Source organism: Flavobacterium sp. LPB0248 (genome assembly GCF_013388355.1).
GTDB lineage: Bacteria > Bacteroidota > Bacteroidia > Flavobacteriales > Flavobacteriaceae > Flavobacterium.
Genome location: NZ_CP058246.1, coordinates 532408 through 549741 on the forward strand (window position 1 = coordinate 532408; position 17334 = coordinate 549741).

General features: G+C 32.9%; 14 protein-coding genes. 3 read left to right on the top strand and 11 right to left on the bottom strand.

Translation table 11 applies throughout. The features are described from left to right. Positions 1–108 precede the first annotated feature (108 nt). A complete protein-coding gene (locus LPB248_RS02005) occupies positions 109–1755 on the bottom strand; it encodes a DUF6377 domain-containing protein (RefSeq protein ID WP_177209939.1) in 1647 nt (548 codons plus the stop codon). Positions 1756–1869: 114 nt separating this feature from the next. Between LPB248_RS02005 and LPB248_RS02010 the strand changes: the two genes are divergently transcribed. Further along, entirely contained in the window at positions 1870–2214 is a 345-nt protein-coding gene (locus LPB248_RS02010) for a 5-carboxymethyl-2-hydroxymuconate Delta-isomerase (protein WP_177209940.1), read from the top strand. A gap of 121 nt (positions 2215–2335) precedes the next feature. Here LPB248_RS02010 and LPB248_RS02015 read toward each other — a convergent pair whose 3' ends face one another. Together LPB248_RS02015 and LPB248_RS02020 are read right to left on the bottom strand one after the other, a co-directional pair. Then, entirely contained in the window at positions 2336–4594 is a 2259-nt protein-coding gene (locus tag LPB248_RS02015) for an acyl-CoA dehydrogenase (protein WP_177209941.1), read from the bottom strand. Positions 4595–4814: 220 nt separating this feature from the next. Then, positions 4815–5729 carry an EamA family transporter gene (locus LPB248_RS02020; protein ID WP_177209942.1) on the bottom strand — a complete coding sequence of 305 codons (915 nt, stop codon included), beginning with the start codon at positions 5727–5729 and terminating at the stop codon, positions 4815–4817. Positions 5730–5840: 111 nt separating this feature from the next. On the opposite strand from LPB248_RS02020, the gene LPB248_RS02025 reads away from it, so the two are divergent. Beyond that, positions 5841–7262, top strand: a complete 1422-nt coding sequence (locus LPB248_RS02025; RefSeq protein ID WP_177209943.1) for a PLP-dependent aminotransferase family protein — start codon at positions 5841–5843, stop codon at positions 7260–7262. A 275-nt stretch (positions 7263–7537) separates the two neighbouring features. Here the strand turns inward: LPB248_RS02025 and LPB248_RS02030 are convergent, their stop codons facing one another. The 6 genes from LPB248_RS02030 to aspA all read right to left on the bottom strand — a co-directional run bounded on the left by LPB248_RS02030 (position 7538) and on the right by aspA (position 14472). Further along, on the bottom strand, positions 7538–8485 hold the full coding sequence (locus tag LPB248_RS02030) for a bestrophin family protein (RefSeq protein ID WP_177209944.1): 948 nt from the start codon (positions 8483–8485) through the stop codon (positions 7538–7540). Between the two features lie 134 nt (positions 8486–8619). Further along, a complete protein-coding gene (locus tag LPB248_RS02035) occupies positions 8620–9342 on the bottom strand; it encodes a hypothetical protein (protein ID WP_177209945.1) in 723 nt (240 codons plus the stop codon). 82 nt (positions 9343–9424) lie between these two features. After that, positions 9425–10807 carry a sensor histidine kinase gene (locus tag LPB248_RS02040; protein ID WP_177209946.1) on the bottom strand — a complete coding sequence of 461 codons (1383 nt, stop codon included), beginning with the start codon at positions 10805–10807 and terminating at the stop codon, positions 9425–9427. Position 10808: 1 nt separating this feature from the next. Beyond that, on the bottom strand, positions 10809–11483 hold the full coding sequence (locus LPB248_RS02045) for a response regulator transcription factor (RefSeq protein ID WP_177209947.1): 675 nt from the start codon (positions 11481–11483) through the stop codon (positions 10809–10811). Positions 11484–11633: 150 nt separating this feature from the next. Beyond that, positions 11634–12905 carry a BamA/TamA family outer membrane protein gene (locus tag LPB248_RS02050; RefSeq protein WP_177209948.1) on the bottom strand — a complete coding sequence of 424 codons (1272 nt, stop codon included), beginning with the start codon at positions 12903–12905 and terminating at the stop codon, positions 11634–11636. A gap of 157 nt (positions 12906–13062) precedes the next feature. Then, positions 13063–14472: an aspartate ammonia-lyase gene (aspA, locus tag LPB248_RS02055; RefSeq protein ID WP_177209949.1), complete on the bottom strand. Its 1410-nt coding sequence runs from the start codon at positions 14470–14472 to the stop codon at positions 13063–13065. 157 nt (positions 14473–14629) lie between these two features. Between aspA and LPB248_RS02060 the strand changes: the two genes are divergently transcribed. Continuing rightward, on the top strand, positions 14630–15208 hold the full coding sequence (locus tag LPB248_RS02060; protein ID WP_177209950.1) for a pentapeptide repeat-containing protein: 579 nt from the start codon (positions 14630–14632) through the stop codon (positions 15206–15208). 17 nt (positions 15209–15225) lie between these two features. Here the strand turns inward: LPB248_RS02060 and LPB248_RS02065 are convergent, their stop codons facing one another. After that, positions 15226–16635 carry an MFS transporter gene (locus tag LPB248_RS02065; protein ID WP_177209951.1) on the bottom strand — a complete coding sequence of 470 codons (1410 nt, stop codon included), beginning with the start codon at positions 16633–16635 and terminating at the stop codon, positions 15226–15228. 41 nt (positions 16636–16676) lie between these two features. Continuing rightward, complete coding sequence (locus LPB248_RS02070; protein WP_177209952.1) at positions 16677–17243, bottom strand: TetR/AcrR family transcriptional regulator; 567 nt, start codon at positions 17241–17243, stop codon at positions 16677–16679. Between the last annotated feature and the right edge of the window lie 91 nt (positions 17244–17334).

Here is a 17334-nt window from a genome sequence, read left to right on the forward strand (position 1 = left end):
TACATTTTTAGACAGAAAAAAGTAGTAGATTAAAAAACTAAAACATTGAATTACAAAAACTTAACATTTTAAAATCACTAAAAAAAGTAGTAGATTTAAAACTATTTTTTACACTTTCAAAGTCTTTGAACCGATTTTCATGACCTTTTCTTCGAAATCATTTCGCGAAACTGCAGCCTTATTTCGAGCTCTTGTGCGATAGTTGTAAATTGTGCTTAAAGAATAACGTAAAAATGCCGCTATTTTAACACTATCAGTAATTCCTAATCTGATTAGAGCAAAAATTCGAAGCTCGGTATTTAGCAATTCATTTTGCTTGAGAACAATCTGTTCTTCTGGTATTAATAAAACATTGAAATCTTTGACAAATGTTGGGTATAAGTTTAAAAAGATAATATCGAAGTTCTTGTATAATTCTTCCAACTCATTATCAACCAAAGTAGTTGATTTTAATATTTTATAAATTTCATCAAATTGTTTCGCCGTTGCTTTCTTGTTTAAAATAATACGGTAATTCTCTAGTTTATTGATATAAGTCGAACAAAGATTGAAGAAATGTGCAATGTATTCTTCTTTAACCAAATTAGATTCAGACAATTGCAGGTTGCTTTCTTGAAGCTGACTGTTTGTCTCGGTAATATCTTTGTTTAATTCTGCCAATTTCTGACTGGTTTCGTAAAGTTCTGATCGAATTCTCGATACCTTTTTCATCTGTAAATACACATAAATAATCGCAACAATCAAAAACAAAGAAAGCAGACTAATGCAAAGCAAGTAAATCTGCAATTCGCTTTTTCTTTGCGCTTCACGCTCTAAATACACAGTATTGATAATCGAATATACTTCTGACATGAGCAAAGTTCTGAACTGAACATTGCAATAAAGCGCATCTTCAATAGCAGATTGTGTCAGTTTATAGGCCATATCTACATCGCCTATTTCGTAAAAAACTAGAGCCAATTCTTGCAATGAAGCGTTGTCTTTATTGGCGTTTTTAATATCTGAAGTAGCAGAAAGTGCGTAGTATCTTTTTCTGGCTTCCAAATCATGTGTCGCTTCACCAATTTTTCCTAACAAATAAGTAATCATCGCATATTGCGGACTTTCTTCTTTTGTTTTATTCAATAAAGCCAATAATTGCTTTTTGGGATCATTGTATTTTTTATCAATAAAAATATCCTGCTGAATTCTATTAATTTGAAAATCCAATGTATTCGGATTTAGAATACTTAATAATGAATCTCTATATTTTCCTATCTGTTTTCGATATTCTGGACTGTAACTATTTGCAGCATAATGCTCGAAAAACTCACGATACGAAATATAATAATTTGGGAGTAAGGAAGCAGGAAGACTTTTTTTATTAATACTCTTTAAAATAGCTTCAGATTCGCGGTATTTTCCAGAAGAGGAATAAAGCGTTACCAATTCCAATTGAGCCAAATTGAAAAGCTCTTTATTTTGAAGTTCTTCTGCAATTTTGAGGTTCTTTTTTACGTATTGAATAGCAGAATCTGAGTTTAGTTTCTGATATTCTAAATACAGCGTTTTATTATAATTGTACTCCTGCTCTTTCGTAAGGTTATCAGATTTAATTTTCTTGAAGTTCTCAATTCGTTCTTCTTTTATTTTTACGTAATGCTGTTTATTCTTGATCGCTTCATTTAATTCTTTTAAAATAACATCTGTGCTCTCCGACGCAAAAAGAGGAAAGCTGATAAGAACTATAAAAACGGAAAGAAATAGATTTTTCAAACTGACAAAAAAATAAAATAAGATATACAAATATAATAAAGTGTGTATTCTAAAATATTACAAGTAAGCTTTTTTATAATTTTGTTTCAACAAACCCTATAAAACATAAAAATTATGCCACACTTTATAATTGACTGTTCAGAAAATGTACTGCGCCGACTAGCTGCGGACGAAATAATACAGGGAGTTTTTGATGCCGCTTTATCAACTGATCTTTTTACTGCTTCGGAAATTAAAGTTCGTATTAATCCTTTTACAAATTATAACAACGGAAATACCTTAGATGATTTTATTCATGTTTTCAGCTATATTATGGAAGGACGAAATGATGAACAAAAAGGTAACCTATCAAAAGTAATTGTTACAAAATTGAATGCTCTGCTTCCGGAAGTTTCTGTAATTTCTATGAATGTCCAAGAATTTGAAAAATCAAATTATTTTAATAAAACAATGATATAAAAGTCTTTATGCGATCATCAATTTTATAGCTTAAGCTTTAATGGCATAAAAAAATCTTTGTCAAAGTTTAAAATTTTGACAAAGATTTTTTTAAAAGTTATATTACTTATATGGTTTAAAATCAAACCGCAATTGGCGCTGCCAAACAGCTTTCTGGAATATCAAAAGCATTTACCAGAGCTACAGCATCAGGACGAATATCCCAGCAAAGCTGATTTACAATTTTACGGACTGCTTTAGTCTTAACCGCTTCCATATAACCGTCTTCCAAATACCAAGCTTTATTTTTTTCGATTGTAGAAAGTGCGTATAGCTGATTCAGTTTCGTCAAAATTACTTTTGATGGTTCATCTTCAACCGCTTTTATTGCAAGCTGAAATTGTTCTAAAACTATTCTTTCTAAATACGCCTGTGCAACATCAATCATTTGGTGCTGAACGACATTAAAGGCGTCATAAGGTTCTAATCCCCCATCAATCAATTTCTTGATACGTCGCGCTGCAGAAGCCAAAATTGTCTTTTCTCTGTGAACAAATGCCTGAAGATGAAATTCTCCATCCAATAAATGCTCATCGTCAGTTCTTCTGGTTGCAATTGGATTTTTCTCAGCAATAGCTGTTTTCGCATTTTCATATACATAATTAATGATTCCAAGCGAACCCATTTCTCCAAACGATTTTCTGAATTCTGCCAAACGATTTTTGGCTACTAATTGCATCAAAACCGTATTATCCCCCTCAAAAGTGGTGTAAATTTCAGTATCATTTTTAAGTGCATCGATTCGGTTTTCAGACAAATATCCTTTTCCTCCACACGCTTCACGACATTCCTGTAAAATATCTCTCGTGCTCCAAGTTGAATACGATTTCATTCCCGCAGCCAAAGCTTCAATTTCTTGCATTTCGGCCTCTGTTCTGTTCAAAAATCTGTTGGTTAGATATTGTAATGCAAAATGAACCGCATATGTTTTAGCCAGAGGCGGTAACAATCTGCGTTGATGCATTCTATAATTTAAGATCGGAACTTCAGAACCGCCTTCTGGTCCAAATTGCCTTCTTTGATCACTGTAGCGAATGGCAATTGTCAATCCAGATTTTGCTGCCGCTAAAGCCGAACGCGGAATCCCAATTCTCCCTCCTACCAAAGTGCCCAACATGGTAAAAAATCTACGGTTATCACTCGGAATCGGACTTTCGAATTCGCCTTTGTCATTCACAGAAGCAAAACGATCGAGCATATCTTCTTTCGGAATTACTACATTATCAAAACTAATGGTTCCGTTATCCACACCATTTAATCCCATTTTATGGCCACAATCGCCAATTGTTACACCATTTACGACATTTCCATTTGGATCGCGCAATGGCACTACAAACGCATTTACACCGTAATCGTGATCGTCAATAATTAACTTTGCAAAAACAGTTGCCATTTGTCCGTGAACAGCTGCATTTCCGATATATTCTTTTTGCGCGTTTTTATTTGGTGTGTGAATGGTAAAAGTCTGATCGCTATGATTGTAAGTTGCTGTAGTTTCTAAACCTTTTACGTTCGATCCGTGATGTGTTTCGGTCATTGCAAAACAGCCAGGAAGTTTCAGCGAACCAATATCTTTTAAATATTTAGCATAATGTTTATCAGTTCCAAGAGACTGAACACTCATTCCCCATAGTCCAAACTGAACTCCGAATTTAATCACCAGACTTAAATCGTGATAACTCAGCGTTTCCATAATTGCAAAATAATCGGCTATGTTTTCTCCTCCGCCATATTGTTTTGGATACGCCATACTTCCAAGATTTTCATCGGCCAAAATTTTACACCATTTGTAAACGGTTTGTCTGAAAACGTTAATATCGGTAGAAGTCTCATAAGCAAATTCGGGTCTTGAAATCACCGATTTTACCCTTTTGATTATTGCGGCTTCTTTTCCGTCTAAAATCTGAGTGATTTTCTGAATATCAAAACTAGCATTGGTATGAGAATCGGCAGTAAAAGAGCCTGCTTTGGTTTTGAAGTTTTGAAGTGCTTCTTCACCCAAAATTCCCAAATCATTTTCCAATTTTTTGAAATCGGATTCTATTGGAGTTAAATCTAAATCGGTTCCTGAAAGTGCTTTTGCAATATCAAAAATCGACTTAACAGAAGATTTATCTTGAATGCTTTTTTCAATATCTAATTTCCATTGTGTGAGTTCATTTCGCGAAGGCGGATTTGAAATATCTACTTTCGAAAGTAAATATTCTTTTTCTTCTTGAGATAATACATTTAGAGAATTTATAAATCCTTGCAGAGTTGTAAACTCTTTCTGCGTCAGTAAATCATCTGACCACACTAAATAAAATAACGGAGTAAAGGCTTGAAGTCTGGTATTTTTCATATCAATGGTATTCAATTTGGAAATAGTTTTTTTTAGCCACGAATTCACGAATTTTTTTAATCTAATTTTTTCAAAATAATTCGTGAATTCGTGGCTATCTTTTATTACGCGTTATCGCATAAAAAAACAGGAATGAAATATACTCATTCCTGTTTAAACATCCTGTTAAGATTCTGACAATTTTCGATTTTAAACCAATAAAAAATATGAAAACTAAGAATTAAGAACCTTTGGATATTGAGGTCATTTTTTGCTTTATGGCAAAAATATGATGCGAATTAAAAACTAACACTGCGGTAAAAATGATACCGTATGCTGTAATCTGCAATGGCGTAATATTTTCTTTGAAGAAAAAGGCTGCCAAACCAAATGCAATCATCGGATTAATGTTTAATAACATTCCAACTGTTGAAGAGTTGATTCCTGAAAGTGCATATAAATTGAGAAATAACGGAATTATAGTAAATACAATTGCAATGGTTTCAATGCAGAGATAAAACTTAAATTCCGTTGGAACCGGTCCCCCAAAAACCGGATAAAACGGTAATAATACTAATGCTGCCAAAGTAATATGAAATGTCAATACAATAAATTTATCAAAACCTTTATTCGCGCGTTGACTTACTAAATAAGAAGCATATGTTAATCCGATAATAATACTAAAAACCATATCCATAATAGCAGCGTACGACAATAATACACAGCCTGAAATGCTTAATCCTACAGAAATCCACTGCATTTTAGACAGTTTCTCTTGTAATATAAAATAAGCTAATATGGTAGTCAGAATTGGACAGACTAAATACGCCAGGGAAGTTGCTTTAACACTGACATGATTCATTACATAAATATACGTAAACCAATTTCCCATCAAAAAAGCACTTCCGCCAATATTCAATAAAACAGATTTTCTTTTTTCTGATTTTGGCAATGCTTTAAAGATTTGTACGGTTTCTTTTATTTGTTTTCTTTTGAAGATCAGAGCAATCAAAAGCATCAAAATACTACAGCTAAAAACACGGAAAAACAGAATATCTAATGACGGATACTCATGAATTGGTCTTAAAACCAAGCTGAAAAGTCCCCATGTGGTAAAAGCAATAATTGCTGCTATATAATACTTTGTTGTTTTCACAAAAACTCCGATTTGATTTGTTTTCTTTTGATGAAGCAAATTTCTAAAAAATTAAACAGCAATACAGATACAGTTTTTGTAAATTGCAGCATAACAGTTTTTATTTTTACAATGAAAAATTCGAATTACTTATATCTTCAATTTGCTGACCTCATCGAAAAACAGATCAAATCTGGACTTTTAAATGTAGGCGACAAACTGCCATCTATACGAGAAGTCTGTGCTGAAACTGGTTACAGCATGAGTACCGTCAGTAAAGCATATTACGAAGTTGAAAGCCGTTCTTTGATCGAATCTAGACCACAATCAGGTTATTATGTAAGTAATATTTCGGCTAGAACAATTCCAGAACCATCGGCAAGCAAACCGCTTTTAACCCTTGAAAATATTGAACGTGAGGACTTAGTAGATTTGGTTTATGGCGATATGCGTAAAAAAGATATTACGATGCTTTCGCTTGGTTTTCCATCTAATGAATTACTTCCGATTGCGAAACTAAATAAGGGAATGGTTCAGGCCATGCGTCAATTGCCCAACAGCGGAACAAGTTATGAGGAAATTGAAGGAAATAGTAATTTAAGAAAAGAAATTGCGCGCTGGTCATTTACTTGGGGCGGTTCTTTGACTGAAGATGATATTATAACGACTCCGGGCTGTATTTCGGCAATTTCGGATTGTCTATTAACGCTGACAAAACCAGGAGACACTATCATTACAGAAAGTCCCGTTTACTTTGGAATTCTGCAATTGGCGAGATCATTGGGTTTGTACGTAATGGAACTTCCAACCAATATGACAACAGGAATTGAAATAGAAGCAGTTAAAAAAACACTTTCTACAAAGAAAGTAAAAGCTTGTGTTTTGATGAGTAATTTCAGTAATCCGTCGGGAAGCATGCTGCCAAACGAACATAAAAAGGAAATTGTCCGTTTAATGGATTTCTATAATGTTCCGTTGATTGAAGACGATATTCATGGCGATTTGTATTTTGGAACAAGCCGTCCGACAAACTGTAAAACGTATGATGAAAGCGGTATCGTTTTGTGTTGCAGTTCGGTTTCCAAAAGTCTGGCACCAGGCTATCGTGTGGGTTGGGTTTCTCCAGGGAAGTTTAAAAAAGAAGTTCTGAGAACTAAATTGTACCATACGATCTCCAATTCAACTATTACACACGAAGTCGTTGGTGACTTTCTAAAAAATGGACGTTATGAAAACCATCTTAGAAAAATTCGCCAAATCTTGAATCGCAACTGCACCAATTATATCAACACTGTTTTAGAATCTTTTCCAGCGGGAACCAAAGTGAGTCAGCCTCAAGGTGGTTTTTTCCTTTGGGTCGAATTGAATAAAAAAATAGATACTGCTGCCTTTTATCATTTAGCATTACAGCATAATATTAGTATTGCGCCTGGAAGGATTTTTTCATTTCAAAATCAGTTTTCTAACTGCATGCGTTTGAGTTTTGGATTGCCTTGGTCTAATGAATTGAGAACTGCTATTCAGACATTGGGGAGATTGGCGAAGCAATTGTAATTGCCATTTTTTTGTCATTTCGACGTAAGGAGAAATCTTCGCGAGAAGCTCCACAAAGATTGGAAAATTGTTACGGAGTTACTTGTGGAGATTTCTCCTTACGTCGAAATGACAAACTATGAGATTATCTATTCTTTGTAGAATTTCTTGTGTGATTTCTCTCCCGAATCCTCGGGATCGAAATGACAAAACTATGTGTTTAAATAACAAAAAAACTGGACAGCGCAACTACACACTGTCCAGCCAACAATTAAAAGAAGACCAAAATTAAATAGTTATAAGACAAAATAAGCGTCTTTCTCGACTTTCTTAGGTTCGTCATTTAATTCAAATTCTTTTAGAATATCAAATTCACTTTGATATTCATTCAGCATTTGTTTAATATTTTTTTCAATTGTATTTGCAATTGCCGTAACCGGAGTATCTGTTGGTCGGTTTTCAAACGGATCTTGCAAATGAATGGCCATTCTTTCGATTAAAAAGAAAGCAGCACCGATTGCCGTAATCAACGGAATTGCAAACCAGCTCAATACACTTGTTAGTCCGAAAGGCAATACAAAAATGAATAAACACAAAGTCAATCTAATGTACATGCTGTATGTTGTCGGGAAAATCGTGTTTTTAATACGCTCACATTTTCCCATTTCATCACATAATCTTGACAAGGTATTATCAATTTCTACCTGCTGGTACATGTTGATTTTCTTTTCGTTTTTAGCGGTTCTTAAATCTCTTGCATGCAGCATCAAAATGGCATTGGGAACGTTCTGATGATTTTTGATGTATTTGATTTCTTCTTCGCTAATTAAACCTTCAAGCGGTTTTATAGCATCTCTTTTTCTAAGCGATTGTCCTAAACTGTAACACCAAGCAATTTGTCTTTTAGCAAAATTTTCTTTGAATTCGCTGGCTTCAACCGAATAACCAGGATCATTGTAAAAGGTTAAAACTTGACGAATAAGTGTTCTGGAATCATTTACTACAGCTCCCCAAACTATTCTCGCTTCCCACCATCTATCGTAAGCTTGATTGGACTTAAAAGCTAATAATAAGGAAATAATTGTTCCAATCATGGTTGGAATCGCAATCGGAATATCTACAGGAAGATTGATAAAATAATGATGGAAAATTTCAAATAGTACTGTATACGCGAGTACTAGAGCAATTTCTACTTTAATTTTCCCGAGAACGTACTTCATTGGTATTCTTTTCTTTAATAACATATTTTCGGTTTTAATTAAATTAATATTTTTTTTTAAGGTTCTAAGAAACTAAGGAGCTAAGACGTTAAGGAATTAAAGTTTACCAATTAAAAAACTTAGAACCTTAGAACCTCAGAGGCTTAGATTCTTAGAAATCAAACCATCTCTTCGTACAATGAAAGAACCGGAAGGCCTAATTTTTCATTGACATTTTCTTTTTTGACTTTTTTAAATTTGATTTTTTCGCCTTTGCGCGTTTCCACTAACATATCAATATTATGTTTTGAAATGGCTTCTGATAAAAACGGCGCAACATTTTCGTAGTTATCTTCAAAACTGGCGGTCTGGCTAACAATTTCAAAAGAGAAATTGGCGCTTAAAAATTCCTGCACATCTTTTACATGGATATTCTTGCTTGAATTTTCTACATATAAAGCTTTATGGAAAACCTCTTTATTGACTTCTGTACTTAAATGAAGAATTGGGCATTTTTGATTCCCAGCCAATTGCACTAAATACTGATGAATTCTTTTGCTTTCTTGCTTATAAGAGTGCGTAAGAATAACCAGCTTCACCGAAAAAGCTTCAATGAGACGTTTGAAAATTGGTGCTGAAAGTCCGTATTGATTGTGAACTTTTAGCTTAATATTTGGAGTATGTTCTATAATATATCGGCAAGTTTCTAAAACTTCTTCCTGACTTTTGGTAAGTCCAGATCTCATTTCTCTTAAAAAACCAGAGGATGAAAACGTATCAGGAGCTTCTGTAACTAATACTAAAATAATTTCCGATTCCGTATTCTTAGACTGATTTACCGCAGATTTAACAGCCGAAATAGTATCATCTTTTAAAGTTGTAGGTATAAGAAAATTTTTCATAAGTATATCTTTTAGTTTATACCTACAAAATAACTGTCCGCAAATTAGACCTTAATTAATTTAAAATTAGAATTTTCTAAAATTAAACATTAGATTTTTTAATGTTGCCTTTTTTGAAGATGATCGTAACGATTGTTCCTTTGTTTTGTTCTGACTGTACTTGAAGTTCACCATCGTGCATTCTAATAATTTTAGACGCTAAGGGCAATCCTAAACCATAACCAATATACTTAGCTGCAATTTTACCTCTAAAGAAAGGCTCATATAAATGCGGAATATCTTCTGGCGGAATTCCGATACCAATATCATTGATCGTGATTTTAATCATTTCTTTATTGGCCGTAAGATTTACAAAGACTTCGTTGTTGTCTGAATATTTTACTCCATTGGTAATAATATTATTGATTGCCAATTCTAAAAGCGGTTTATTGCATGGTAACAATAATAGATTAGAATCTTCTGGAGCAAAATTAAGTTTAATGCTTACGCGGTTATCTGGATAAATTTTATCTAAATCTGATTTTACATCCAATAACAATTCGTCCATTCGGGCAATATCTGAAACTTGTTTTTGTCCGTCATATCCTGTCTGCGTCAATTTAAGAAGACTTTCTGTCAAATTCCCTAATCTTGAAGCCTGGCTGTAAATATTTTGCAAAGATTCTACATATTCATACTTTTCTCTCTCTTTTAGCAACATAATCTCAGATTCGGCAATAATGGTTGTAATTGGCGTTTTTAATTCATGAGAAGCATTATTAATAAAGTTAGCCTGAATTTCAAAAGAAGTTTCCAATCGATCCAACATATTATTAAACGTATTGGTTAAATCTGATATTTCATCAGAATTTTTAACTTCGGGAAGACGGTTGTGTAAATTAGAAGCACTAATTCTTTTTACTTCTTTTGTTATTCTCGCGACAGGATTAATAACACGTTTTGCTAGGAATCGTCCTAAAAGAAAAGCAAGAATTACAAATCCGATTCCGCCAAAAAGCATAATTTTGACAATATAAACGGTTGTATCTCTACCTTTACGGTCTCTCGCACCAACAATCACAATATATTTCTGATTGTTTTCTTGAAAAATCTGTCCTAAATAATATTTATTATCCCTTTCATAAGAATCTTTTCCTGTTCTTAAGATATTGGTATAAAAGGTATTTGGAAGATTGAGATTAGTATTATAATCAAAACTATTATGGCTATTTATTTTTAATACATATTCTTCTTCCTCAATTAATTCCTCAAGACCATTTTTTTGAAGATTTTTATAATATTTAATTTTCTCTGGGTCTTTTTGAAAATGAATTGAAGCGACAATTTTTGCTCTATCGTCTAATCGCTTTAAAAAGTGATATCGATTGTTTTCTCTAAAAAGAAAAAATACGATAATACACAATAGCGAAGTGCTAAAGGTTGAAAGGGCAACATAATTGAAAGTGATTTTTTTTCTAATATCCATATTATGGCTTAATTACATAACCTAAACCTTTCATGGTATGAATCAGTTTGGTTGAAAAAGGCTTATCTATCTTTCTTCTTAAGTACGTAATATACACATCGACAACATTGGTATTCATATCAAAATTAATATCCCAAACATTGTCCAAAATTTGATCGCGCGAAACAATGCGTCCCGTATTTTTCGCTAAATAGTATAGCAGTTTAAATTCTTTGGCAGTTAATACAATATTCTCGCCATCTCTTTTGACTGTTTTGGCGCGTCCGTTTATTTCTAAATCAGCAATTGTAATAGTGTCTATTTTTTCTGTTTCCTGCTGTGATCTTCTGTATAAAGCATTTACTCTGGCGTCTAATTCACCAAATTTAAAAGGCTTTACCAGATAATCATCTGCACCAGAATTAAGACCGGTTACAATGTTTTCTGAAGTTCCAAGAGCCGTTAAAAGTAAAATGGGCACAAAATTTTTCGCTGCTCGAAGTCTTCTGCAAATCTCGATTCCGTTAACATCAGGAAGCATAACGTCTAAAATTACAACATCGAAAGTATAATTATGAATCATTTCCATGGCAGTTTGACCATCCATAGCAACGCTTACTTCATTATTATTTTCTGCAAAACCTTTTCGTAATATCGATAATAGATTTGGCTCGTCTTCGACTATCAGTAATTTCATATTAAGAAGTTTGTATATACAACAAAAATAAGAATACTATTTAAAATAATTTTAAACAACTTTACAAATTATGATTTTATTGTGAACAATAAAAAAAGCAGACTCGATAGCCTGCTTTTTACTATTATTTTGCGCTTAAATTTTTTAAAATTAAAAAGTTTCTCCAGCATTCAAATAAAATCCTTTAGAATTATTACCCCAAGCATAATCGAAAATCAGATTGGTTTTGGATGCTTTATCTATTAAAAGCCTTAAACCAATACCTGCTGCGGGCTGAATGGATTTGAACAATTTAAGATCATTATCAGAATTACTTGTCGTTACAAAATTGGTAAAAACAGTACCGCTTAGCAATTGGTTGCAAGTAATTGGAAATCGAAATTCTGTCGATAAATAAACCAACCCATTTCCTCTAAACAATCCCTGCGTATACCCTTCCCCGCTTCTGCTGCGCTGATCCCAGCCAATTGCCGGCAGGTTTAAGTACGGAACTTTTCCTCTTGTCACAAACTGTCCATAAGTCCAAATTGCCAAAATATAACGCGGATTCTTATGTGAAACAGGAATAAAATGACGGTATTCTGCAAACAGAACATTACTATATTCCTGATTATTAAACAGTACTGGATTAAATCTATAATTTATATTGGCAAACCAACCTTTTGATGCATTTACCTGATTATCTCGTGAATCGTGAACTAAATTTAAACTTACTCCATTCAAGAAATACTCATTATGATCAAAACCATATTTCTGACTGTAATTGTAATGATAAGTATAATTTCCGTTATCAATATCTAGTTCTTTGTCATCAATACTTGAATACCAATCGATATTAATTCCTCCTCCAACATAATAATTTTCCTTAACTTCAAAAGAAACTGTCTGATGAAACTTAAAGTAATTATAATCCATATCCTGAGCTAGCGAATCGACACTAAATCCAGGCGGACGGTCACGTCTTGGCGGAATTATATCGGTTCCTAAACCATAATTGGGTTGTGAAAACAGATATAATCGGTAATCTCCGCTCAAAAAGATTTTATTATTCTTGAGCAGAATATTGTTTTTTACATTAACTAACCATTGATTTTTAAGCGTGTAAGTAATTCCGATATTAGCAATCGAATATTTATCTTTTTCTTCTTTTCCTTTAAAAGTATATTGGGCAACGGCTCCAAAAAAGAAACCAGTTGCAGGCTGAGAACCTATTGCTGGGATTACTAAAAAGAAATTGTTTTTTGTAGGCTTAACGACTAGCGCATCATCATCTTTTTTAAAAATATCGAATATTGTTTTGGGAGGACAAATATTTGGATTACTGAGTTCTTCTTGAGAAAATGAATTAAAAGAAATAAGAAGCAATAATCCTAAGATTTTAGACTTGTACTTATCGGCATTATTTTTAAAAAAAATTACCATTTACAAAGTTTAGTTTTAGAGATAAAAGCTCAATCCTACTGTAAATATAAGTCTTATTTTCAACATCTTACAAACTAAAACTAATTAATTCAAAATTATTTTAACAAAAAAAGCCGTCAAAAATAAATTTGACGGCTTAGGAATATCATCTCAAATATTACTTGGTAATAAATTTTGGGTGAATCAGATTCTCAAGAGAATAAATTTCATCCCATTTTTCTTGTGTAATGAGCTTTCTTTCCAAAACTGCAATTTGATGTACACTTTTACCCGTTTTTAAAGCTTCTCCAGCAATACTCGCACTTTCTTCGTAACCTAAAATTGGGTTCAATTGCGTTACAATTCCAATGCTGTTCATTACCATATTATAGCAATGGTCCACATTTGCTGTAATTCCGTTAATACATTTATCGATTAAAGTCTGAATAGCATTTGAAAGATAATCCAACGAAGTAAACATTGCGAAAGCAATTACAGGTTCCATTACATTTAATTGCAATTGTCCCGCTTCTGCCGCCATTGTCACCGTTAAATCTTGACCGATAACATAAAAGCAAGTCTGATTTACCACTTCTGGAATTACCGGATTTACTTTCCCTGGCATAATAGATGAACCTGGCTGACGCGCCGGAAGATTGATTTCGTTAAAACCAGTTCTTGGCCCTGAACTTAATAAACGTAAATCATTACAGATTTTAGAAATCTTAACCGCAGAACGTTTTAAAGTTCCCATAATCTGAACGTAAGCACCTGTATCAACCGTTGCTTCAATTAAATCTGGTGAAAGTGTCAACGGGATTCCAACCTCATCTGCCAAATATTTTACGCAGATTTCTGGATAACCTTCTGGAGCATTTACTTTTGTTCCAATGGCTGTTGCTCCCATATTGATTTCTAACAACAATTCCTGAGCATTTTTTAAACGCTGAATATCTTCTCCAATTGTTGTAGCATAAGCTTTAAATTCCTGCCCTAAAGTCATCGGCACCGCATCTTGCAATTGCGTTCTTCCCATTTTCAGGACTTCTTTAAACTCCTCTCCTTTTTTAGCAAAAGCGACTTCTAAACCAGCAAGAGTTTTAATAAAGCTTTCCATTTTCAAATACAAAGCTATTCTAAAAGCCGATGGATAAGCATCATTTGTCGATTGAGAACAGTTCACATGATTGTTTGGATGAAGAAAATTGTATTCGCCTTTTTTATGCCCTAAATATTCCAAACCAATATTAGCAATGACTTCGTTCGCATTCATGTTTACAGAAGTTCCTGCTCCACCCTGAATTAAATCGCTCACAAATTCCTGATCAAATTTGCCCGCAATGACCTGATCACTTCCGTAACAGATTGCTTCAGCAATTTTAGAATCAATTGCGCCGCAATCTTTATTGGCTAAAGCAGCAGCCTTTTTTACATATCCTAAAGCTTTGATAAATAAAGGTTCTTTTGAAATCGGAATTCCTGTAATGTTGAAATTCTCTACAGCTCTAAAAGTCTGGATTCCGTAGTATAAATGATTCGGAATTTCTAATTCTCCCAGAAAATCATGTTCCTTTCTTGTTGGTTCCATATAATAAAATTGATATGTTTTGACTTATAAAAATAAGTGTAAAGCTACACCATTTTACGGATTAAAAATGTGAATGAAATCAAAATCATTTATAATTTGTTCCCATTATTTTATCGTAAATTATTACCTTTTCACCTTCAAATAATTATAAAAAAGGTTGAAAAAAGAAAGCGAATATTTTCTTGATAAAGAATACAATACGATTGTTTACGCCAAAGACGATTTGAATTTTAAAGACTTTGAATCTTGCGTTTTTAACAATTGTAACTTTTCTGCATGCACGTTTTTAGCCGTTACTTTTATTGATTGTGTTTTTAATGACTGTATTTTCAGCGAAGCAAAAATCAATTATGTGGCATTGAGAACCGTTACTTTTAATCGATGCGAAATTAAAGAGGTGAATTTTGCGATGTGCGACAAACTGATTTTTGAAGTTCATTTTAATGATTGCATCCTCGATTTTTCTAAGTTTTATACTTTAAAATTGAAAGGAACTCCGTTTACCAATTGCAGTTTGATTGCAGTAGATTTTATGGCGACAGATTTAACCAACGTAATTTTCGATAATTGTGATTTATATAGATCAGAATTCAACAAAGCGATAGCTAACAAAGCTGATTTTAAAACAAGTTACAATTATACTATTGATCCTTCTAAAACTAAATTAAAAAAGGCTATTTTTTCTTTGAAGGAAGTGAAAGGTTTATTGTTTACGCACGATGTGATTGTGAGTTAGAAATAATCATTTTTTTACTATTCTTTTTCTGTTTTTGCTGGAAGAATAGAATTGGGCAACAGAAATAAAATAAGCAATACACTTGTTAAGCAAAGCAAATGAATTAATGTGCCATAGAAAAAAGCATTATAGAAATCTGTATAATCTGTTTTTCCTTTTGCAAAATAGTAAAATACACCTCCTGTTAAAGTAATGCCCAATGCACCAAACAATTGCTGCAATGTAGAATAAACTCCTGATGCATTTCCAATCCTGTTTTGGGGTAAATCTTTCAGCGCAATATTAGCAAATGAAGGCAGAACCAAGGCTACACCAATACCGTGCAAAAACATGGCAAAGTATCCCTTGTAATCGATTGATTGATAATAAAAAAGAACCAGCTGAAAAATAAGAGAAAGCATAAGAAGCAACACTCCAAAAATCAATACATTTTTACCATACTGAAGCACCAATCTAGCTGCAAAAAATGATGCTAAAATAAAACCGCATCCTTGAAATACAATAAAATATCCTGCTTGCATAGGAGAAAGTCTAATCCCGTCTTGCAGAAAAATTGCCAATACAAAAAAGTACGCATCGAGCATTAACATAAAAAGAGCCGAAGCCGAAACCGCAATATTGAAATTCTTGTGCGTAAAAAGCTCCATGTTCAATAATGGCTCTTTTTTCTTTAATTTTCTTTTGATCTGTCTAAATATAAAACCTATCAGAAATACTATAGAAATTGTCAGCGTAATTGCAATCAAATCTTTTTGTTCTAATCCCACAGCCATCGAAAAAACCAGTAAAGCAAGCCCTATGCATAATATAAATGCGCTCCAATAATCCATTTGCAAAGAAGAATTGTCTCTGGATCGATTGAGATAACGCATGGCCAGCAAAATCGCCATTAAACAAATAGGAATATTGATAAGGAATATATACCTCCATGATTGATCGATTAAAAATGGTTGGAGTTCTACAAGAAAACCTCCTAAAAACTGCCCCAGCATCGTGCCAATTCCAATCGCAATTCCGTACCAGCCCATTGCATAAGTACGTTCCTTATGACTAACAAAGAGAATTTGAATATAAGATAAAACTTGTGGTGCCATTAAGCTTGCACTTATACCTTGAAAAAACCTCAAAGCAATAAGCTGATTTGTAGTGGCAGCAAACCCGCATCCCGCAGAAGTAACCATAAACAAAAACAGTCCTAGAATAAAGATTTTTTTTCTTCCAAAATAATCTCCCATTTTTCCGCCAATTATCAAAAAAGAAGCAAACCCAACCATATACATAGCTACAACTAATTGAATTTTTCCATTACTGGAATCAAGACCACGTTGAATAGATGGAATTGCAACGTTTACAATAAATATATCCAAAATGGTAAGCAAATGTGCGAGTAACAAAATGAGAAGCGAAATATATTTTTTATTTTTCATATTATATAGAGTAGTCTATCTATTTTTAATCAAAAAATAAATCAGAAAAACTGATTTATAGCTTTTTTTACTTCTTTTAAATCATTGGTATTACCGTTTATACTTGCTGAAACCACAGCTCCTTCTATCATTAAAAAAATGCTATTTTGAAGTGCTTTTTTTTCTATTGAAAATGATTTTACAGTACTAATTTCATCAACTAAAGATTTTATATAGTCCCGCTGACGTTCTTTATGAGCCACAATAAACTGCTCTATTTTTTTATCTCCTCGTCCAATTTCAGCATTTACTTTAATAAAATGACATCCGGAGCAATTTGATTCTTCCTGAACTTTAATACGGTAATCTATTAATTTTAGAAGTTTTTTTAATGGCTGTTTCTCGTCTTTCAAATAGTCATCGAGATTGGCAAAATATTCTGTTTCCTGCTGTTCAAGATAATGATACAACAAATCACTTTTAGACTGGTAATGTTTATAAAGCGATCCAATAGCAATATCTGCCTCAGCAATAATTTGATTAATTCCTGTACTATTAAACCCCTGATGATAAAACAGACGAGATGCTGTATCTAGTATTCGTTTCTTTACATTGCTTTTCTGTTTCATTTTCTTTTTTTAACAAAGATAAAACAAAAATAGATAGAGTTATCTATTTATTTTGAAATAAAAAAAATCACAAAAACTGTGATTTTAAAAT

Excerpts from the sequence above, each read along its gene's own strand:
- LPB248_RS02010 (WP_177209940.1), top strand. The coding sequence starts at position 1,870 with ATGCCACACTTTATAATTGACTGTTCAGAAAATGTACTGCGCCGACTA.
- LPB248_RS02015 (WP_177209941.1), bottom strand. The coding sequence starts at position 4,594 with ATGAAAAATACCAGACTTCAAGCCTTTACTCCGTTATTTTATTTAGTG.
- LPB248_RS02025 (WP_177209943.1), top strand. The coding sequence starts at position 5,841 with ATGAAAAATTCGAATTACTTATATCTTCAATTTGCTGACCTCATCGAA.
- LPB248_RS02030 (WP_177209944.1), bottom strand. The coding sequence starts at position 8,485 with ATGTTATTAAAGAAAAGAATACCAATGAAGTACGTTCTCGGGAAAATT.
- LPB248_RS02035 (WP_177209945.1), bottom strand. The coding sequence starts at position 9,342 with ATGAAAAATTTTCTTATACCTACAACTTTAAAAGATGATACTATTTCG.
- LPB248_RS02040 (WP_177209946.1), bottom strand. The coding sequence starts at position 10,807 with ATGGATATTAGAAAAAAAATCACTTTCAATTATGTTGCCCTTTCAACC.
- LPB248_RS02045 (WP_177209947.1), bottom strand. The coding sequence starts at position 11,483 with ATGAAATTACTGATAGTCGAAGACGAGCCAAATCTATTATCGATATTA.
- LPB248_RS02050 (WP_177209948.1), bottom strand. The coding sequence starts at position 12,905 with ATGGTAATTTTTTTTAAAAATAATGCCGATAAGTACAAGTCTAAAATC.
- aspA (WP_177209949.1), bottom strand. The coding sequence starts at position 14,472 with ATGGAACCAACAAGAAAGGAACATGATTTTCTGGGAGAATTAGAAATT.
- LPB248_RS02065 (WP_177209951.1), bottom strand. The coding sequence starts at position 16,635 with ATGAAAAATAAAAAATATATTTCGCTTCTCATTTTGTTACTCGCACAT.
- LPB248_RS02070 (WP_177209952.1), bottom strand. The coding sequence starts at position 17,243 with ATGAAACAGAAAAGCAATGTAAAGAAACGAATACTAGATACAGCATCT.